Genomic DNA, 14,245 nt, shown 5'->3' on the forward strand with positions numbered 1-14,245 from the left:
TTACTAAAGTGCCCCGTTTCGACGGGAGCACTTTTTCTTTTTTTATTTAAGGGTACGAGCCTGCGACGTTTTTTCATGAATTGTCGTAAATAGGAAAAAATATAACACAACACGCTAGAGGAGGAACCAGATTATGGCAAAGTATATTTTCGTAACGGGCGGGGTTGTGTCTTCTTTAGGGAAGGGGATTACCGCGGCATCTTTGGGCAGATTGCTGAAGAACAGGGGCCTGAAGGTAACGATCCAGAAGTTCGATCCCTACATTAACGTGGACCCGGGGACGATGAGTCCTTACCAGCACGGGGAGGTATTCGTTACTGATGACGGGGCGGAAACGGACCTGGATTTAGGGCATTATGAGCGTTTTATTGACATCAACCTGTCCAAAAACAGCAACATTACCACAGGGAAAGTGTATTCTTCGGTCATTACCAAAGAGCGCAGAGGCGAATACTTGGGCGGAACCGTACAGGTAATCCCGCATATTACCAACGAGATTAAAGACCGTGTTTTCCGTGCAGGCAAAGAGTCCGGTTCGGATGTGGTCATCACGGAAATCGGGGGAACCGTCGGGGATATCGAGAGCCTTCCGTTCCTGGAGGCCATCCGTCAAATCAAGAGCGATGTGGGCCGCGACAATGTGATGTACATTCATGTCACTCTGATTCCATACCTGAAGGCTGCTGGTGAAGTGAAGACGAAGCCGACCCAGCACAGTGTAAAAGAACTTCGCAGCATCGGTATTCAACCTAACGTGATCGTCTGCCGTACGGAACATAAGCTGACAGACGACATGAAGCGGAAACTGGCGCTGTTCTGCGATATCGATGTAAATGCGGTAATCGAGGGTCTGGATGCCGACACTCTGTACGATGTTCCGTTAATGTACCGCGAGCAGGGATTGGATGAGTTCGTAGTCAACCACCTGAAGCTGGAAACGCCTCAGCCGGATATGACGGAATGGGAATCCATGGTCCAAAGAGTAAAATCGCTGAAACATACAACCGAAATTGCCATCGTAGGTAAATATGTTGCTTTGCATGACGCTTATTTAAGTATTGTCGAATCCTTGGGTCATGCTGGAATTGACTGCGATTCGGAAATCAATATCCGCTGGGTCAATGCGGAAGAAATCTACGATCATAACGTAGACGAGCTGCTGGGCGGCGTGCAAGGCATCCTGGTTCCGGGCGGATTCGGGGACCGCGGAATCGAAGGGAAAATTTCCGCGATCCGGTATGCCCGCGAAAAACAGATTCCGTTCTTCGGCATCTGCCTCGGTATGCAGGTAGCCGTGATCGAGTATGCCCGTGCAATGGCGGGACTGGACGGGGCCAACTCTTCGGAGATTAACCCGGCTACCCCTTACCCGGTTATCGACCTTCTTCCGGAACAGAAGGATATTGAAAACCTGGGCGGCACGATGCGTCTTGGCCTATACCCTTGCAAAATCGCGGAAGGCTCGCTTGCTATGGAGTGCTACAACGATGAGCTTGTATACGAAAGACACCGTCACCGGTATGAGTTTAACAACGAATACCGTGAATTGATTGAAAGTGTCGGTCTGAAGATTTCCGGTACTTCCCCGGACGGCCGTCTGGTGGAGATTGTAGAAATGCCGGGCCATCCGTGGTTCCTGGCCGTACAGTTCCATCCGGAATTTACATCCCGTCCGAACCGTCCGCAGGCTCTGTTTAAAGGTTTTGTGCAAGCGGCTTTCAATCACAAGAAATAAATTAAATTTATCAGCAGGCGCTCCGGTGCCTGCTGTTTTTTTGTGCATATCTGTCATATAACTGATACGGTGAACAGTAAAATTCATCAGCTCCGGCAGGAAACTGGAAACAAATGACGAATATTACAAAAATGCCGGGTTTGTGCAGCCGGCGCCCACAAAATACAATATCGTGAATGTGCCCGCTTGCAAGTGGCTCAGAAGCTTTTCGGCGCAGTGCGTTTACGTTTTTCTCGGGAGGGAATTAAGGTTGGAGGAGAAGAAGAAAGTACTGATTGTCGATGACCAGAACGGAATCCGCGTTTTGCTCCTGGAAGTGTTCAGCAGCGAAGGATACAGGACTTTTCAAGCCTCAAACGGCAAACTCGCGCTCGAAATTGTACGCAAGGAGTCTCCTGACCTGGTCCTGCTGGACATGAAAATTCCGGGAATGGACGGGCTTGAGATTTTGAAACATATCAAGAATATCGATAAAGAAATTAAAGTCATTATGATGACGGCTTACGGTGAATTGGACATGATCAAGGAATCTACGGAGCTGGGCGCTTTGATGCATTTCACGAAACCGTTCGATATCGACGAAATGATTGCTGCCGTAAACTCCCAGCTTGGCAGGGAAAACAGCCGTATCTCCTTTGGATCCTGAGTAAGGGTCCTTTTTTATGTGCGCAGCCATGCAGGAAAATTCCCCGATTTCCGAGAGCTTGTTTCCTTTTTAAAGACTAAATATGTTATAATAGCGCAGTACAAACTACAGAAGAACGAAACAATCGTATACAGGAGGAAAGAAAATCATGCCATTGGTTTCGATGAACGAGTTTTTGCCTAAAGCAAAAGCTAACAAATTTGCGGTAGGTCAATTCAACATGAACAACCTGGAGTTCGCTCAAGCAATTGTTGAAGCGGCTATGAAAGAGAAATCCCCATTCATTTACGGCGTAAGCGAAGGCGCTCTGAAATATATGGGTATCGAATTTACGGTTGCAATCGCGAAAGCGGCAGCAGAGAAGTCCGGTCTTCCGATCGCTCTTCACCTGGATCACGGCAGCAGCTTTGACGTTGCAATGAAATGTATCCGCGCAGGCTTTTCTTCCGTTATGTTCGACGGTTCCCACTACACTCTGGAAGAGAACATCCGCTTAACGAAAGAAGTAGTAAAAGCAGCACGCGCAATGGGCGTTTCCGTTGAGGGTGAGCTTGGTACTATCGGCGGCGTAGAAGATGACATCTCCGTTGACGAAGCGAACGCATCTTTGGCGAAACCGGAAGAAGCGATCCGTTTCTACGAAGAAACCGGCGTAGACTGTCTGGCTATTGCTGTAGGTACTGCTCACGGTATGTATGCAGGCGAGCCTAACATCCATTTTGATATTATCGAGAAGGTTTCCGCTGCGATTCCTGTACCGGTAGTTCTTCACGGCGGTTCCGGCGTACCTGATGAGGATATCCGTAAAGCAATTCAAGCGGGTGCCGGCAAAATCAACGTGAACACAGAAAACCAAGTGGCTTGCACGAATGCAATCCGCGAAGTTCTGAACAAGGACTCCAAAGTATACGATCCTCGTAAATACCTGACTCCAGCCCGTAATGCTATGGTTGAAGTCGTTCAAGAGAAAATCCGTTTGTTCGGAAGCAGCAACCAGGCTTAAGTTTTTTAATAAAGTTTTGCCACAGAAAGGGAAGACACCGCAGCATGCGGTGTTTTTCCCTTTACCATATTAGAGAATAAACCTACCATTACACGCGGTCGCTCTGCTTCGAAAGATCCTCGATCGAGGTTTATTTCATCTTCTTTTGCGGCAGAAGTAGGAGGATTGCTAGACACATGGAAAAGTTGATGATAGCCGGAGGCAGACCCCTGCACGGCACAATTCAGATCAGCGGCGCTAAGAACAGTGCGGTGGCCTTAATTCCCGCTGCCATTTTGGCGGAAACGCCGGTAACGCTGGATAACCTGCCTAAGCTTAGCGATGTAGGGATCCTTACCGAAATTTTGGCGGAACTGGGCACTTCGGTGAATTGGTTCGGCGACAAGATGGTCATCGATCCTACCAAGGCGAAATCTGTACCCCTGCCGAACGGAAATGTAAAGAAATTAAGAGCTTCCTATTATTTAATGGGAGCTATGCTGGGACGTTTCGGAGAAGCGGTCATAGGATTACCGGGGGGATGCAATTTTGAGCCCCGTCCGATCGATCAGCATATCAAAGGCTTTGAAGCGTTGGGCGCAGAAGTGACCAACGATCACGGATGCATCCATATCCGGGCGAAGCAGCTTACTGGCGCCAAGATTTACCTGGATGTAGTCAGTGTAGGAGCAACCATCAATATTATGCTTGCGGCTTCGCGGGCAAAGGGTTCCACAATTATCGAAAATGCGGCCAAAGAGCCTGAAATTATAGACGTTGCAACATTACTCAATTCCATGGGTGCGAAGATCAAAGGAGCAGGCACGGAGACGATTCGTATCGAAGGCGTATCCGAGATGCACGGCTGTCGGCACTCCATCATTCCGGACCGGATTCAAGCAGGGACTTATATGATTATTGCAGCCGCTACACGCGGTGATGTAGTAGTTGATAATGTGATTCCTAAACACATGGAAGCAATGACGGCCAAGCTTCAGGAGATGGGCGTCGAAATTATCGAAATGGATGAAAGCATCCGTGTTATCGGACGGCCCGAGTACGAAGCTGTAGATGTGAAAGCGCTGGTGTACCCGGGCTTTGCAACCGACCTGCAGTCTCCTATGACCAGCCTGCTGACACAGGTGAGAGGAACGAGCATTTTAAGCGATTATGTTTATAACAACCGCTTTAAACATGTGCCGGAACTCATCCGCATGGGCGCCAAAATCAAAGTCGAAGGCCGCTCCGCTGTCATTGAAGGCAGCCCCTTATTCGGTGCTAAGGTGAAGGCAACCGACCTTCGTGCCGGTGCTGCGCTTGTCATTGCAGGCTTGTCGGCCCAGTCCGGCGTTACGGAGATCACCGGGGTAGAATATATTGACCGCGGCTACGATTTTCTGGTAGATAACCTGAGGGGATTGGGCGCCGAGGTTTGGAGAGAACAGTAACATTCCGGGCCGCCCTGCTGCTTCGGTAGAAACCTCGGCAGTATCAGGGCGGGAACTCGTCATCCCCAACATATCAGAATACTTTGGTTTAAAGCTGGCTAAACTAGCGTAATAGTTTTTAAAATAGAATAGTGTGGTGGTTGATACAATGGATTTGCAAATTGCCGACCTGGAAGCGATGAAGCTGACAGACTTGTACAAACTGGCCAAGAAGTATCAGATTCCTTATTACGGCCAGATGAAGAAGAAAGAACTGATTTTTTCCATTCTTAGGGCGCAGGCAGAACAAAGCGGTCTCATGTTTATGGAAGGCGTGCTCGAAATATTATCAGAGGGATACGGTTTCCTTCGTCCGATTAACTATCTCCCTAGCTCCGAGGATATTTACATTTCGGCTTCCCAGATCCGCAGATTCGATTTGCGAAGCGGCGATCTGGTCTCGGGCAAGTGCCGTCCTCCTAAGGAAAATGAAAGATACTTCGGATTGCTTCAAGTCAATGCCGTTAACGGCGAGAATCCCGAAACAGCGGCCGAGCGCCTGCATTTCCCGGCATTAACTCCTCTTTATCCGCAAAAGAAGATGGTTCTTGAAACTTCCCCTAATAAGCTTTCCACTCGGATTATGGACATGCTGGCTCCGGTAGGACTCGGACAGCGCGGTTTGATCGTAGCTCCTCCCAAGGCGGGAAAGACCCTTCTGCTGAAAGAAATTGCGAACAGCATCTCGCATAATCATCCCGAAATCGAACTTATCGTGTTATTAATCGATGAACGTCCGGAAGAAGTAACAGATATGCAGCGTTCGGTGAACGGCGAAGTAATTGCTTCTACGTTCGATGAGCTTCCTGAGAACCATATCAAGGTGGCTGAGCTTGTGCTGGAGAGAGCCTTGCGTCTGGTAGAGCACAAGAAAGATGTCGTGATCCTGCTTGATTCCATTACGCGTCTTGCGAGAGCTTATAACCTGGTTGTGCCTCCAAGCGGACGGACTTTGTCAGGCGGTATCGATCCGGGAGCATTTCATCGTCCGAAGCGCTTCTTCGGATCGGCCCGGAATGTGGAGGAAGGAGGAAGCTTGACCATTTTGGCTACAGCGCTGATCGATACCGGTTCCAGAATGGATGATATCATCTATGAGGAGTTTAAAGGTACGGGGAACATGGAGCTTCATTTGGACCGCAAATTGGCGGAGCGCCGTATCTTCCCTGCGCTCGATATCCGCAGATCGGGAACGAGACGCGAGGAAATGCTGCTTACCAAAGAAGAATTGGATAAACTATGGACGATCCGCAAAAATATGAACGATTCATTAGAATTTATCGACGGATTCCTGAAGAAACTGGCCGACACCAAGACGAATCAGGAATTTCTGGACAGTCTGGAATCTAAACCGCCTGTGAAGACGCAGCGCAGCAGTTCTGTGTCCAAGAAGGTTGGTACTCCAGCTTCCTGACAGAAGGAGTCCGCTTACGATAGGAACAGGAGATTATAAATTATGCATTTAGTATATGCCGACTCGAACGGGAACGTTTTCGACCACCCCGAGCTGCTGGCTCTGGGCCGAAGCGGCGATATGATTATAGAACTGCTTGAAGAAGAACTCATTCCGCTGCCGGAAGGCGCCACACTGGTAAGTTTGCCTGACACCCGGGCTATCGGGTTTGATCCGGATAAAGGGCAGATGGTGCCATTGCAGGGGAATTACCATGCAGTAGGCGCACTTTTACCCCAAGGATTCACGCGCCTTTCCATCCCGAGTTACATTAAGACGGATAAAGAAAAGAAATTTCCTTTGTTCGGATATACAGCTGTTGTCTGGAAAGACGGGGGCTTTTATGTTGCAGCAGAACAGAGTGATAACCCGGAACCTTGGAATCCGATGAACTGCGACCCTGACGAACTCAAACTGCAGGTGGACCGCTTAACGTCCAAGTATCCGGATAACCGGTTATTCGGCCATCTGTCCAACTGCGCCCTGGGTTATGAATGTCTTACGGCTTCTAATACGTTCCTGCAAAGGTTGGAAGGTGCCGTTCCGGTATCTTTCTCGTGTAATGCGGGTTGTTTCGGATGTATTTCCGAGCAGCCGGATGACAGCGGATTTCCCGCGCCTCAAACCCGTATGAATTTCAAACCGCAGGCAGAAGAAGTGGTTCAAGTGATGCTGGAGCATCTGCAGACGCCGGAAAGTATCATTTCGTTCGGCCAAGGTTGCGAAGGGGAACCTTCCACGCAGGCGAAGATTATTATCGAAGCGATACGGAGCGTGCGGGAGAAGACGGATCTAGGCTACATCAATATTAACACGAACGCAGGTTTGACCGACCACATCAGAGGAATCGTGGATGCAGGACTGAATCTGATGCGAGTGAGTACCATCAGCGCATTGGATGACCATTATAATGCGTACTATAAGCCCCGCGGGTACACACTGGCCAATGTGGAGAAGTCTCTGAAATATGCAGCAGCTAAAGGTGTATATACGTCCATTAACTATCTTATTTTCCCTGGCGTAACAGACCGGGAAGAGGAGATCGAGGCGATGATCGAGTTTTGCCGCCGTACGGATTTGAAACTCATCCAGATGCGGAACTTGAATATAGATCCGGAGAGTTATCTGGAGCTGATTCCTAAGGCGCAGGGCGAAATTCTAGGTATGAAACAGATGCTGGAGATCTATCGCCAGGAACTGCCTGATGTAGTTATCGGTTCTTACACTCACGTACCGCCTGTGAAAATACAGCAATAATTGTAAGCAGCAGGATATTGCATCTGACAAGACCTCGTGCTATACTACGAGCATGTGTCTATATACTCTAGGCTTCCACTATAAGCTTAGGGCGGAAAGAGGTGAATGGAATGAAACAAGGAATTCATCCAAATTACAACATCACAACAATGACTTGTGCTTGCGGTAACGTATTTGAAACTGGATCCATCAAGCAGAGCCTTCGTGTAGAGATCTGCTCCGCATGCCATCCTTTCTTCACTGGTAAGCAGAAGTTCACTGATGTTGGTGGTCGCGTGGATAAATTTAAGAAAAAATACGGTATCTAATCTTCGGATAAATATACCAGCATAGAGCTGCCTCCCTTGGTAATCCTACGGATACCAAGGGAGGTTTTTTCTATGTTGAGACGAAGAGTTACTGTCGTTTTATTAGGGGCCGCACTGACGATGGCACCCGGCTGTGCGTCGGGCGGCGGGGGAACGAATGGGGCGGACCGCAACGTGAAAGGGTATGCGGATGACGGATATTTGGGTATGTCCAGCGCAAACCCTAATCTAAGGATCAGCCCGACGGGAAGAACGAATGCAAGCGATATTAACCTGATGAGGCAGGCTATATTTTCTATACCTGAAGTGAAGAACGCCGAAATTACCATGAACGGACCGCATGCCAATGTGAATCTGGTGCTGGTGAAGGGTCTGGCAAGAGAGGAAGTCCGGAGGGTCGAGAACCAGGCTAAAGATTTGCTTCAGCTGAATGTACCCCGTTATGCCTTTAGGGTAACTTCTGGAGCCCGTAGATTCGGTTTGTTTAGTTCACCTATGCGGTAAAACGGGAACTTTGCCAAATCATCCCCTCAGGTTGCTATTTGAAAGGGAATGGTCTATACTAGGGTTTACCGTGCTAGGCGGGGAGGTAGCGGTGCCCTGTAACCCACAATCCGCTGCAGTGGGGCTTAATTCCTCGAAGAGGTCTTAGGATGTGAGGTCGACTTCTACACGTGGTGTTGAGAGTCGGGTCCTTCGCAATGAAAGCTTATGAACCCGGTCAGGTCCGGAAGGAAGCAGCCGTAAGTAGGAATCTTCATGTGCCGAGGGGTTGCCTGATTTGAGCCGGCGATAGAAGTAACGCTCGGATCTTATTGATCGATGAGAGGTGCATGGTAACTTATCTTTAGCATAGAACACAGACTAGACGTTCCGAACAACCGTTTTGGAACTTGTCGTCTGTGTTTTTTTTATATAAAAATATAACGATGTTATTGGTTTATTAGGAGGAATTTGTAAGTTTCCTATCGAATGTTCTAGAATTGGGCTCATTTTGGGAAATGTGTCGGCTGAGGGGGAAGGACGATGACGGAATCTACTGCAGATGAAATTCGTTTACCAATGAATGCAATTGAGTTCTTTGCCTCCCGGCTTTCAGGCGGAGCCATACTGGTCGTTGATATGCAAGACAGAATCCGCTATACGAGCGAGCCTTTGTGCCATATGCTGTCGATCGGCGAATATGAGCTGCAAGGACGTCCTGTTTCGGACATTTTGCCGGAAGGCTGCAGATTGCAAGACATATACGAGCAGTATTTCAAGGCCGGTAATGAGCGGACGGAGGCCAAAGAAATCTGGGTAGGCTTGAAGGACGGGGTACGTCATAAGGTGGAACTGAATATGTTTCGTGTACTTACAGAGAATGAACCCCTTTATGTGATGTCTATGCAGGAGACGAAAACCAAGCCGGAACTGATGCTGCAGCAGCATTTTTCGGGTACATTTATGAAGACGGTGAACTTGGGTATTCTATTGTTTGACATGGACTTCCGGGTCCTTGATATCAGTGACATGGCCTGCAATATTCTTGGTGTACGCCGCGAAGAGCTGATCCATCAATCGATGGAGGAAGTATTCGCTTCCGTGCCGGTGAGCCATCAATTGGTGCAGCGCAGCCTTTTGGACGGAATGATTGTACGCAATCACGCCATATCCTGGATGAATAATGAAGAACGGTATGAGCTGCTGATGGACTCCAATCTGCTTAAGGACGAGAAGGGGACGATAGTAGGCGCTTATGTGATTTTTAAGGACGTGTCCAATCTTCGCTCGTTGGAGCAGCAGGTGCAGCGTAGTGACCGCCTTGCCATGATAGGCCAAATCGCTGCCGGTACGGCGCATGAGATCAGGAACCCCCTGACGTCCATCAAGGGTTTTCTGCAAATGTTCAAAAAGACGCTCCTGGAAAAACAAATGGACAAAGAATACAGCTATACGGAAATTATGCTTTCCGAAATCGACCGGATCAATGAATTGGTTAGCGAATTTCTGCTTCTTAGCAAGCCGAAGAATATCTCGTTTGATCTTGTGGACGTTTCTACGGTCTTACGGGAGATATTGCCGATCATTAATAATGAAGCGATTTTGCACAGTGTGACGGTTCAGTTTCAGGCCTCCTTCGAACTTCCGAAAATCGTCGGGAACCGGGAGCTGTTGAAGCAGGTCTTCCTGAATATATGCAAAAATGGAATTGAAGCGATGAGTTCCGGAGGCACACTGTGCATTACCGAAAGGGTGGACAATGACCATGGGAACCGTAGGGTCAATATCGATATCCATGATACGGGACCGGGAATCCCGGCTTTTCTCGTGGACAAGATCTTCGATCCGTTCTTTACCACCAAACAAAACGGGACAGGGCTCGGCCTGTCCGTCTGCCAGCGGATTATTCATGACATCGGCGGACACATCCGGGTTTCGTCTAAAGGTTACGGCACTACCTTCACAGTCAGTATCCCGTATAACGAACAATAAAACGGCCTGCTCAGCTTGGCTGTTTTTTTGTATTTCAATGTATAGTATAATAAAGTGATCAATTTCTTTCAGTTTGTTTACAGTTACGGAGACCATAACATGGCACACATAGCGCTTTACCGGTCTTGGAGACCCCAGCGGTTTCAGGAGATCGTAGGACAACAGCATATTACGCAGACACTGCAGAACTCCCTGAGAGAAGGCCGCTTCACGCACGCCTACCTGTTCAGCGGACCTCGCGGAACCGGGAAGACGAGTGCGGCGAAGATTATGTCCAAAGCAGTAAACTGCGAGCAGGGACCTGCGGACGAGCCGTGCAACGAATGCGATGCTTGCCGGCGGATCACATCCGGTGCCGTGATGGACGTCATCGAAATCGATGCGGCGTCCAACCGCGGCGTCGAGGAAATCCGTGACATCCGGGATAAGGTCAAGTATGCGCCGACGGAAGTCCGTTACAAGGTGTATATTATCGACGAGGTTCACATGCTTACAACGGAAGCATTTAACGCCTTGTTGAAGACGCTGGAGGAGCCTCCGGCCCACGTCATCTTTATCCTGGCCACCACGGAGCCTCACCGGCTGCCGGCAACGATCATTTCCCGCTGCCAGCGTTTTGATTTCCGCAGGGTGTCCTTGCAGGATCAGGTTGGGCGGCTTGCATTGATCAGCAGACAGGAAGGCATCGAAGCCGAACAAGAGGCGCTTGAATATATCGCGCGCTTATCCGATGGGGGGATGCGTGACGCCCTGAGCCTGCTGGACCAGATTATCTCGTTCACGGGTAACCGCATCACATACCAGGATGTCCTAGATGTCTCCGGCGGTGTGGCTTCGGAGCAGTTCGCCCGTTTGGCTGCTGCGATCGCAAAGCAGGAGATCGGCGAGGTGCTGCAGCAGATCGACGGATTTATGCAGGAAGGCAAGAGCGCAGAGAAGCTGCTTGAGAATCTGATCTACTGCTACCGGGATATTCTGATGCTGAAGCTTCTGCCTAATGCGGAGCAGCTGACAGACCGTTTGATGGACCCTTCCCGGTTCGGAGAGGTGCTGGAGCTGTACGATAAGGAGCGCATCTTCCGCTACATTGACATCCTGAACCATTACCAGGCGGAGATGAAGTACTCTGTACAGCCTCAGACGCTGTTCGAGGTGGCGATGATGAAGCTGTGCAGCGTGGATGCTGTCCAGCAGGCCGCTCCGGCGGCCGAAGCAGGCGAAGCTGCAAAGCTCGCCCGCAAAGTCGCTGCGCTCGAGCAGAAGCTGGAGCAGCTTTTGCAGACGGGCCTGCCGGCCGGCGCCGGGGGCTCTGCCCCTGCCGAATCGAAGCCTGCGGCCCGCACACCCGCGCGCTCGTCCGCTCCCATCCTGCGGACGGCTAAGCTGGATGAGTATATCCGGGTTAAGGACGGCCCGGATCTACAGCAAGTACGCGCCCAGTGGAGCAAGGTGCTCCAGCGCGTAAAGGAAACCAAAATCACCATCTACGCATGGTTTATCGACGGCGAACCCGTCTCGGCTACCGACACCGCGGTGCTGGTGGCTTTCAAGAACACTATTCACCGGGAAACTACCGAGAAGCCGGTCAACAAACAAGTCATCGAGCAGGTACTGCAAGAGGTATGCGGGAAATCCCTGCAGCTTGTTACGGTTATGCTGAAGGATTGGAAAGAGGCCGCAAGCGAAGAGAAGCAGGCTCCGCAGGAGGTGCTTCAGCTGGAACCCGAGGACGCCCGGAATTCGGGGGGGCATAAGGAAGATTGGATCAACGAGGCAATCCAGATGTTCGGCGAAGATCTTGTAGTCATTAAAGATGAATAGAACCCGATACCCACTACATTTCTGAAGGAGCGATTACCATGAATAACATGAACCAGATGATGAAGCAAGTAAAGAAAATGCAGGAACAAATGATGAAAGCGCAAGAGGAACTTGCTAACAAGAACGTGGAAGGAACAGCAGGGGGCGGCGTAGTTACCGTTGCCATGAACGGCCACAAGAAAGTATTATCCGTAAACATTAAACCTGAAGCTGTGGACCCGGATGATGTGGAAATGCTGCAGGACCTGATTTTGACTGCCGTAAACGATGCAATGACCAAAGCAGACGAGCTGGCGAATCAGGATATGGGCAAATTCACAGGCGGCATGAAACTTCCTGGATTGTTCTAATCCGCGAAGTTTTATACCGGGCCGGCCACGGTCTTACATCATTGCGAAAAGGGGCGTAAACCGTGTTCTACCCTGAACCGATAGCCAAACTAATCGACGCTTTCACCCACCTTCCCGGCATCGGTCCGAAGACAGCGGGACGCCTGGCTTTTCACGTGCTTCGGATGAAGGAAGAAGATGTTGTGAATTTTGCCAAGGCATTGGTGAATGTGAAGCGGAATCTTTATTATTGTTCCGTTTGCTGCAATATTACGGACATCGATCCTTGCCGGATCTGCCAGGACAAAAGCCGGGACAGCTCGGTAATCTGTGTTGTGCAGGAGTCTAGAGACCTGGTTGCTATGGAACGGACCAAAGAGTTTCAAGGGTACTACCATGTACTGCAGGGCGCTATTTCGCCTATGGAGGGCATTGGGCCTGATGAGATCCGTGTAGCGGAACTGCTTCGGCGATTGAGCGACGACACCGTTCAGGAGCTGATTCTGGCCACCAACCCGAATATTGAGGGGGAGGCTACGGCGATGTACTTGTCCAGGCTTGTAAAGCCGTTCGGATTGAAAGTGACCCGGATTGCCCATGGACTGCCTGTAGGCGGGGACCTGGAGTATGCGGATGAGGTTACGTTATCCAAAGCTCTGGAAGGCAGAAGAGAGTTGTCCTAAGGGACATGCATAAGCTTAGCGGACTAGGGGCCTTCGGGCCTCTTTTTTTTGTTGGCATCGCTTAAGGGTCTGTCGTCATTTTTCAGTTCTAAGATTGTCCCAAACCCGATATCTATAAAAATACAACCAACGATATTTGGACAAGGGAGAGGGTCTTTGTGAAGTGGCTGGGAACATGGTGGACAACCCGGGGCAAGCGTCATCAGGAAATGCCTGAAGAGAATTTGTACCTGATTAAAGAGCTCCGCACCGCGCGGATGGAATGGGAGAATGCCCAATGCAGGCTGGATTACGTCATTGAAAGGGATCAGATTGACTATGCGGTGTTTGCGCTGGAAGCATCCGAGAAGCGTTATGAGATGTTGCTGCGAAAAGCCAAACGGGCCCGCTTGACGCTGCTTGACGAAAAAACTGGCAAGGTGGCGAAGGTATAACATGAATTACGCGTGGGTTATTCTATTGGTAAGTTCCATTTCCTTATTGATCCTCATTGTGTTAAAAACCCGCGGGTGGGCCCGATTGCTGAAGTATGCGGCTCTGAATCTGGTCATCGCGGGTTTTGCGCTTTATTTTCTCCGCCTTACGGATATTGAAGCTTTGCAATTAGCGGTTAATCCATACACAGTCTTTACGATCGGCATTTTAGGGATCCCCGGCCTGCTGCTTCTGATAGGGATGAATTACACGCTCTTCTGAGTAAAAAATTCCCACCAACAGACTGTTGACTTCATGTTGAATTCTGTGTTAAATTATTTCTCGCCCCGTTAAAAAGGGCTGTCGGATACACCGGTTGCTAGCTTGATAGAAAAAGTTTAAAAATAAAGCTTGCAATCAACTAGGTGAATGTGATATATTATAAAAGTCGCCGCTGAGATGAACATCATCGAAACGAGAGACGAAAGCAAGACAGTTTGATCTTTGAAAACTGAACATCGAGCGAATTAAGCAGTCACATGACAGTGACTTTAATAAACAAGTCAGCATTAACAATGAGTCATCAGCTTTTCTTTTATGGAGAGTTTGATCCTGGCTCAGGACGAACGCTGGCGGCGTGCCTAATACATGCAAG

The 14,245-nt window shown here is 49.5% G+C and carries 14 protein-coding genes, 1 rRNA gene and 1 other RNA gene; all 16 read left to right on the forward strand.

What is annotated here, in order from left to right; translation table 11 throughout:
• The first annotated feature begins 133 nt into the window (after positions 1 to 133).
• Positions 134 to 1,735 (forward strand): CTP synthase, encoded by a 1,602-nt coding sequence (locus tag ACFSUF_RS19275; protein ID WP_377605544.1) that lies wholly within the window; start codon positions 134 to 136, stop codon positions 1,733 to 1,735.
• A 250-nt stretch (positions 1,736 to 1,985) separates the two neighbouring features.
• Positions 1,986 to 2,381: a response regulator gene (locus ACFSUF_RS19280; protein ID WP_377605546.1), complete on the forward strand. Its 396-nt coding sequence runs from the start codon at positions 1,986 to 1,988 to the stop codon at positions 2,379 to 2,381.
• A 148-nt stretch (positions 2,382 to 2,529) separates the two neighbouring features.
• Positions 2,530 to 3,384 (forward strand): class II fructose-1,6-bisphosphate aldolase, encoded by an 855-nt coding sequence (gene fba, locus ACFSUF_RS19285; RefSeq protein WP_377605548.1) that lies wholly within the window; start codon positions 2,530 to 2,532, stop codon positions 3,382 to 3,384.
• A 176-nt stretch (positions 3,385 to 3,560) separates the two neighbouring features.
• On the forward strand, positions 3,561 to 4,811 hold the full coding sequence (locus ACFSUF_RS19290) for a UDP-N-acetylglucosamine 1-carboxyvinyltransferase (RefSeq protein WP_377605550.1): 1,251 nt from the start codon (positions 3,561 to 3,563) through the stop codon (positions 4,809 to 4,811).
• 148 nt (positions 4,812 to 4,959) lie between these two features.
• Entirely contained in the window at positions 4,960 to 6,264 is a 1,305-nt protein-coding gene (gene rho, locus ACFSUF_RS19295) for a transcription termination factor Rho (protein WP_377605552.1), read from the forward strand.
• Positions 6,265 to 6,306: 42 nt separating this feature from the next.
• A complete protein-coding gene (locus tag ACFSUF_RS19300; protein WP_377605554.1) occupies positions 6,307 to 7,560 on the forward strand; it encodes a radical SAM protein in 1,254 nt (417 codons plus the stop codon).
• A gap of 110 nt (positions 7,561 to 7,670) precedes the next feature.
• A complete protein-coding gene (rpmE, locus tag ACFSUF_RS19305; RefSeq protein ID WP_377605556.1) occupies positions 7,671 to 7,868 on the forward strand; it encodes a 50S ribosomal protein L31 in 198 nt (65 codons plus the stop codon).
• A 72-nt stretch (positions 7,869 to 7,940) separates the two neighbouring features.
• The gene (locus ACFSUF_RS19310) at positions 7,941 to 8,372 is read left to right on the forward strand and encodes a hypothetical protein (RefSeq protein WP_377605559.1); all 432 of its coding nucleotides are present in this window, start codon (positions 7,941 to 7,943) and stop codon (positions 8,370 to 8,372) included.
• A 68-nt stretch (positions 8,373 to 8,440) separates the two neighbouring features.
• Positions 8,441 to 8,705: signal recognition particle sRNA large type (gene ffs, locus ACFSUF_RS19315), an RNA gene on the forward strand.
• Positions 8,706 to 8,894: 189 nt separating this feature from the next.
• On the forward strand, positions 8,895 to 10,343 hold the full coding sequence (locus ACFSUF_RS19320; RefSeq protein ID WP_377605561.1) for an ATP-binding protein: 1,449 nt from the start codon (positions 8,895 to 8,897) through the stop codon (positions 10,341 to 10,343).
• 99 nt (positions 10,344 to 10,442) lie between these two features.
• A complete protein-coding gene (gene dnaX, locus ACFSUF_RS19325; protein WP_377605563.1) occupies positions 10,443 to 12,164 on the forward strand; it encodes a DNA polymerase III subunit gamma/tau in 1,722 nt (573 codons plus the stop codon).
• Between the two features lie 38 nt (positions 12,165 to 12,202).
• The gene (locus ACFSUF_RS19330) at positions 12,203 to 12,514 is read left to right on the forward strand and encodes a YbaB/EbfC family nucleoid-associated protein (RefSeq protein WP_377605565.1); all 312 of its coding nucleotides are present in this window, start codon (positions 12,203 to 12,205) and stop codon (positions 12,512 to 12,514) included.
• A 62-nt stretch (positions 12,515 to 12,576) separates the two neighbouring features.
• Positions 12,577 to 13,176 (forward strand): recombination mediator RecR, encoded by a 600-nt coding sequence (recR, locus tag ACFSUF_RS19335; protein WP_377605567.1) that lies wholly within the window; start codon positions 12,577 to 12,579, stop codon positions 13,174 to 13,176.
• A 158-nt stretch (positions 13,177 to 13,334) separates the two neighbouring features.
• Positions 13,335 to 13,610 carry a DUF2508 family protein gene (locus tag ACFSUF_RS19340; protein WP_377605569.1) on the forward strand — a complete coding sequence of 92 codons (276 nt, stop codon included), beginning with the start codon at positions 13,335 to 13,337 and terminating at the stop codon, positions 13,608 to 13,610.
• Position 13,611: 1 nt separating this feature from the next.
• Complete coding sequence (locus tag ACFSUF_RS19345; protein ID WP_377605572.1) at positions 13,612 to 13,872, forward strand: pro-sigmaK processing inhibitor BofA family protein; 261 nt, start codon at positions 13,612 to 13,614, stop codon at positions 13,870 to 13,872.
• Between the two features lie 312 nt (positions 13,873 to 14,184).
• Positions 14,185 to 14,245 (forward strand): 16S ribosomal RNA (locus ACFSUF_RS19350); the annotation flags it as partial.

The organism is Paenibacillus gansuensis (genome assembly GCF_042684925.1).
Lineage (GTDB): Bacteria > Bacillota > Bacilli > Paenibacillales > DY6 > Paenibacillus_N > Paenibacillus_N gansuensis.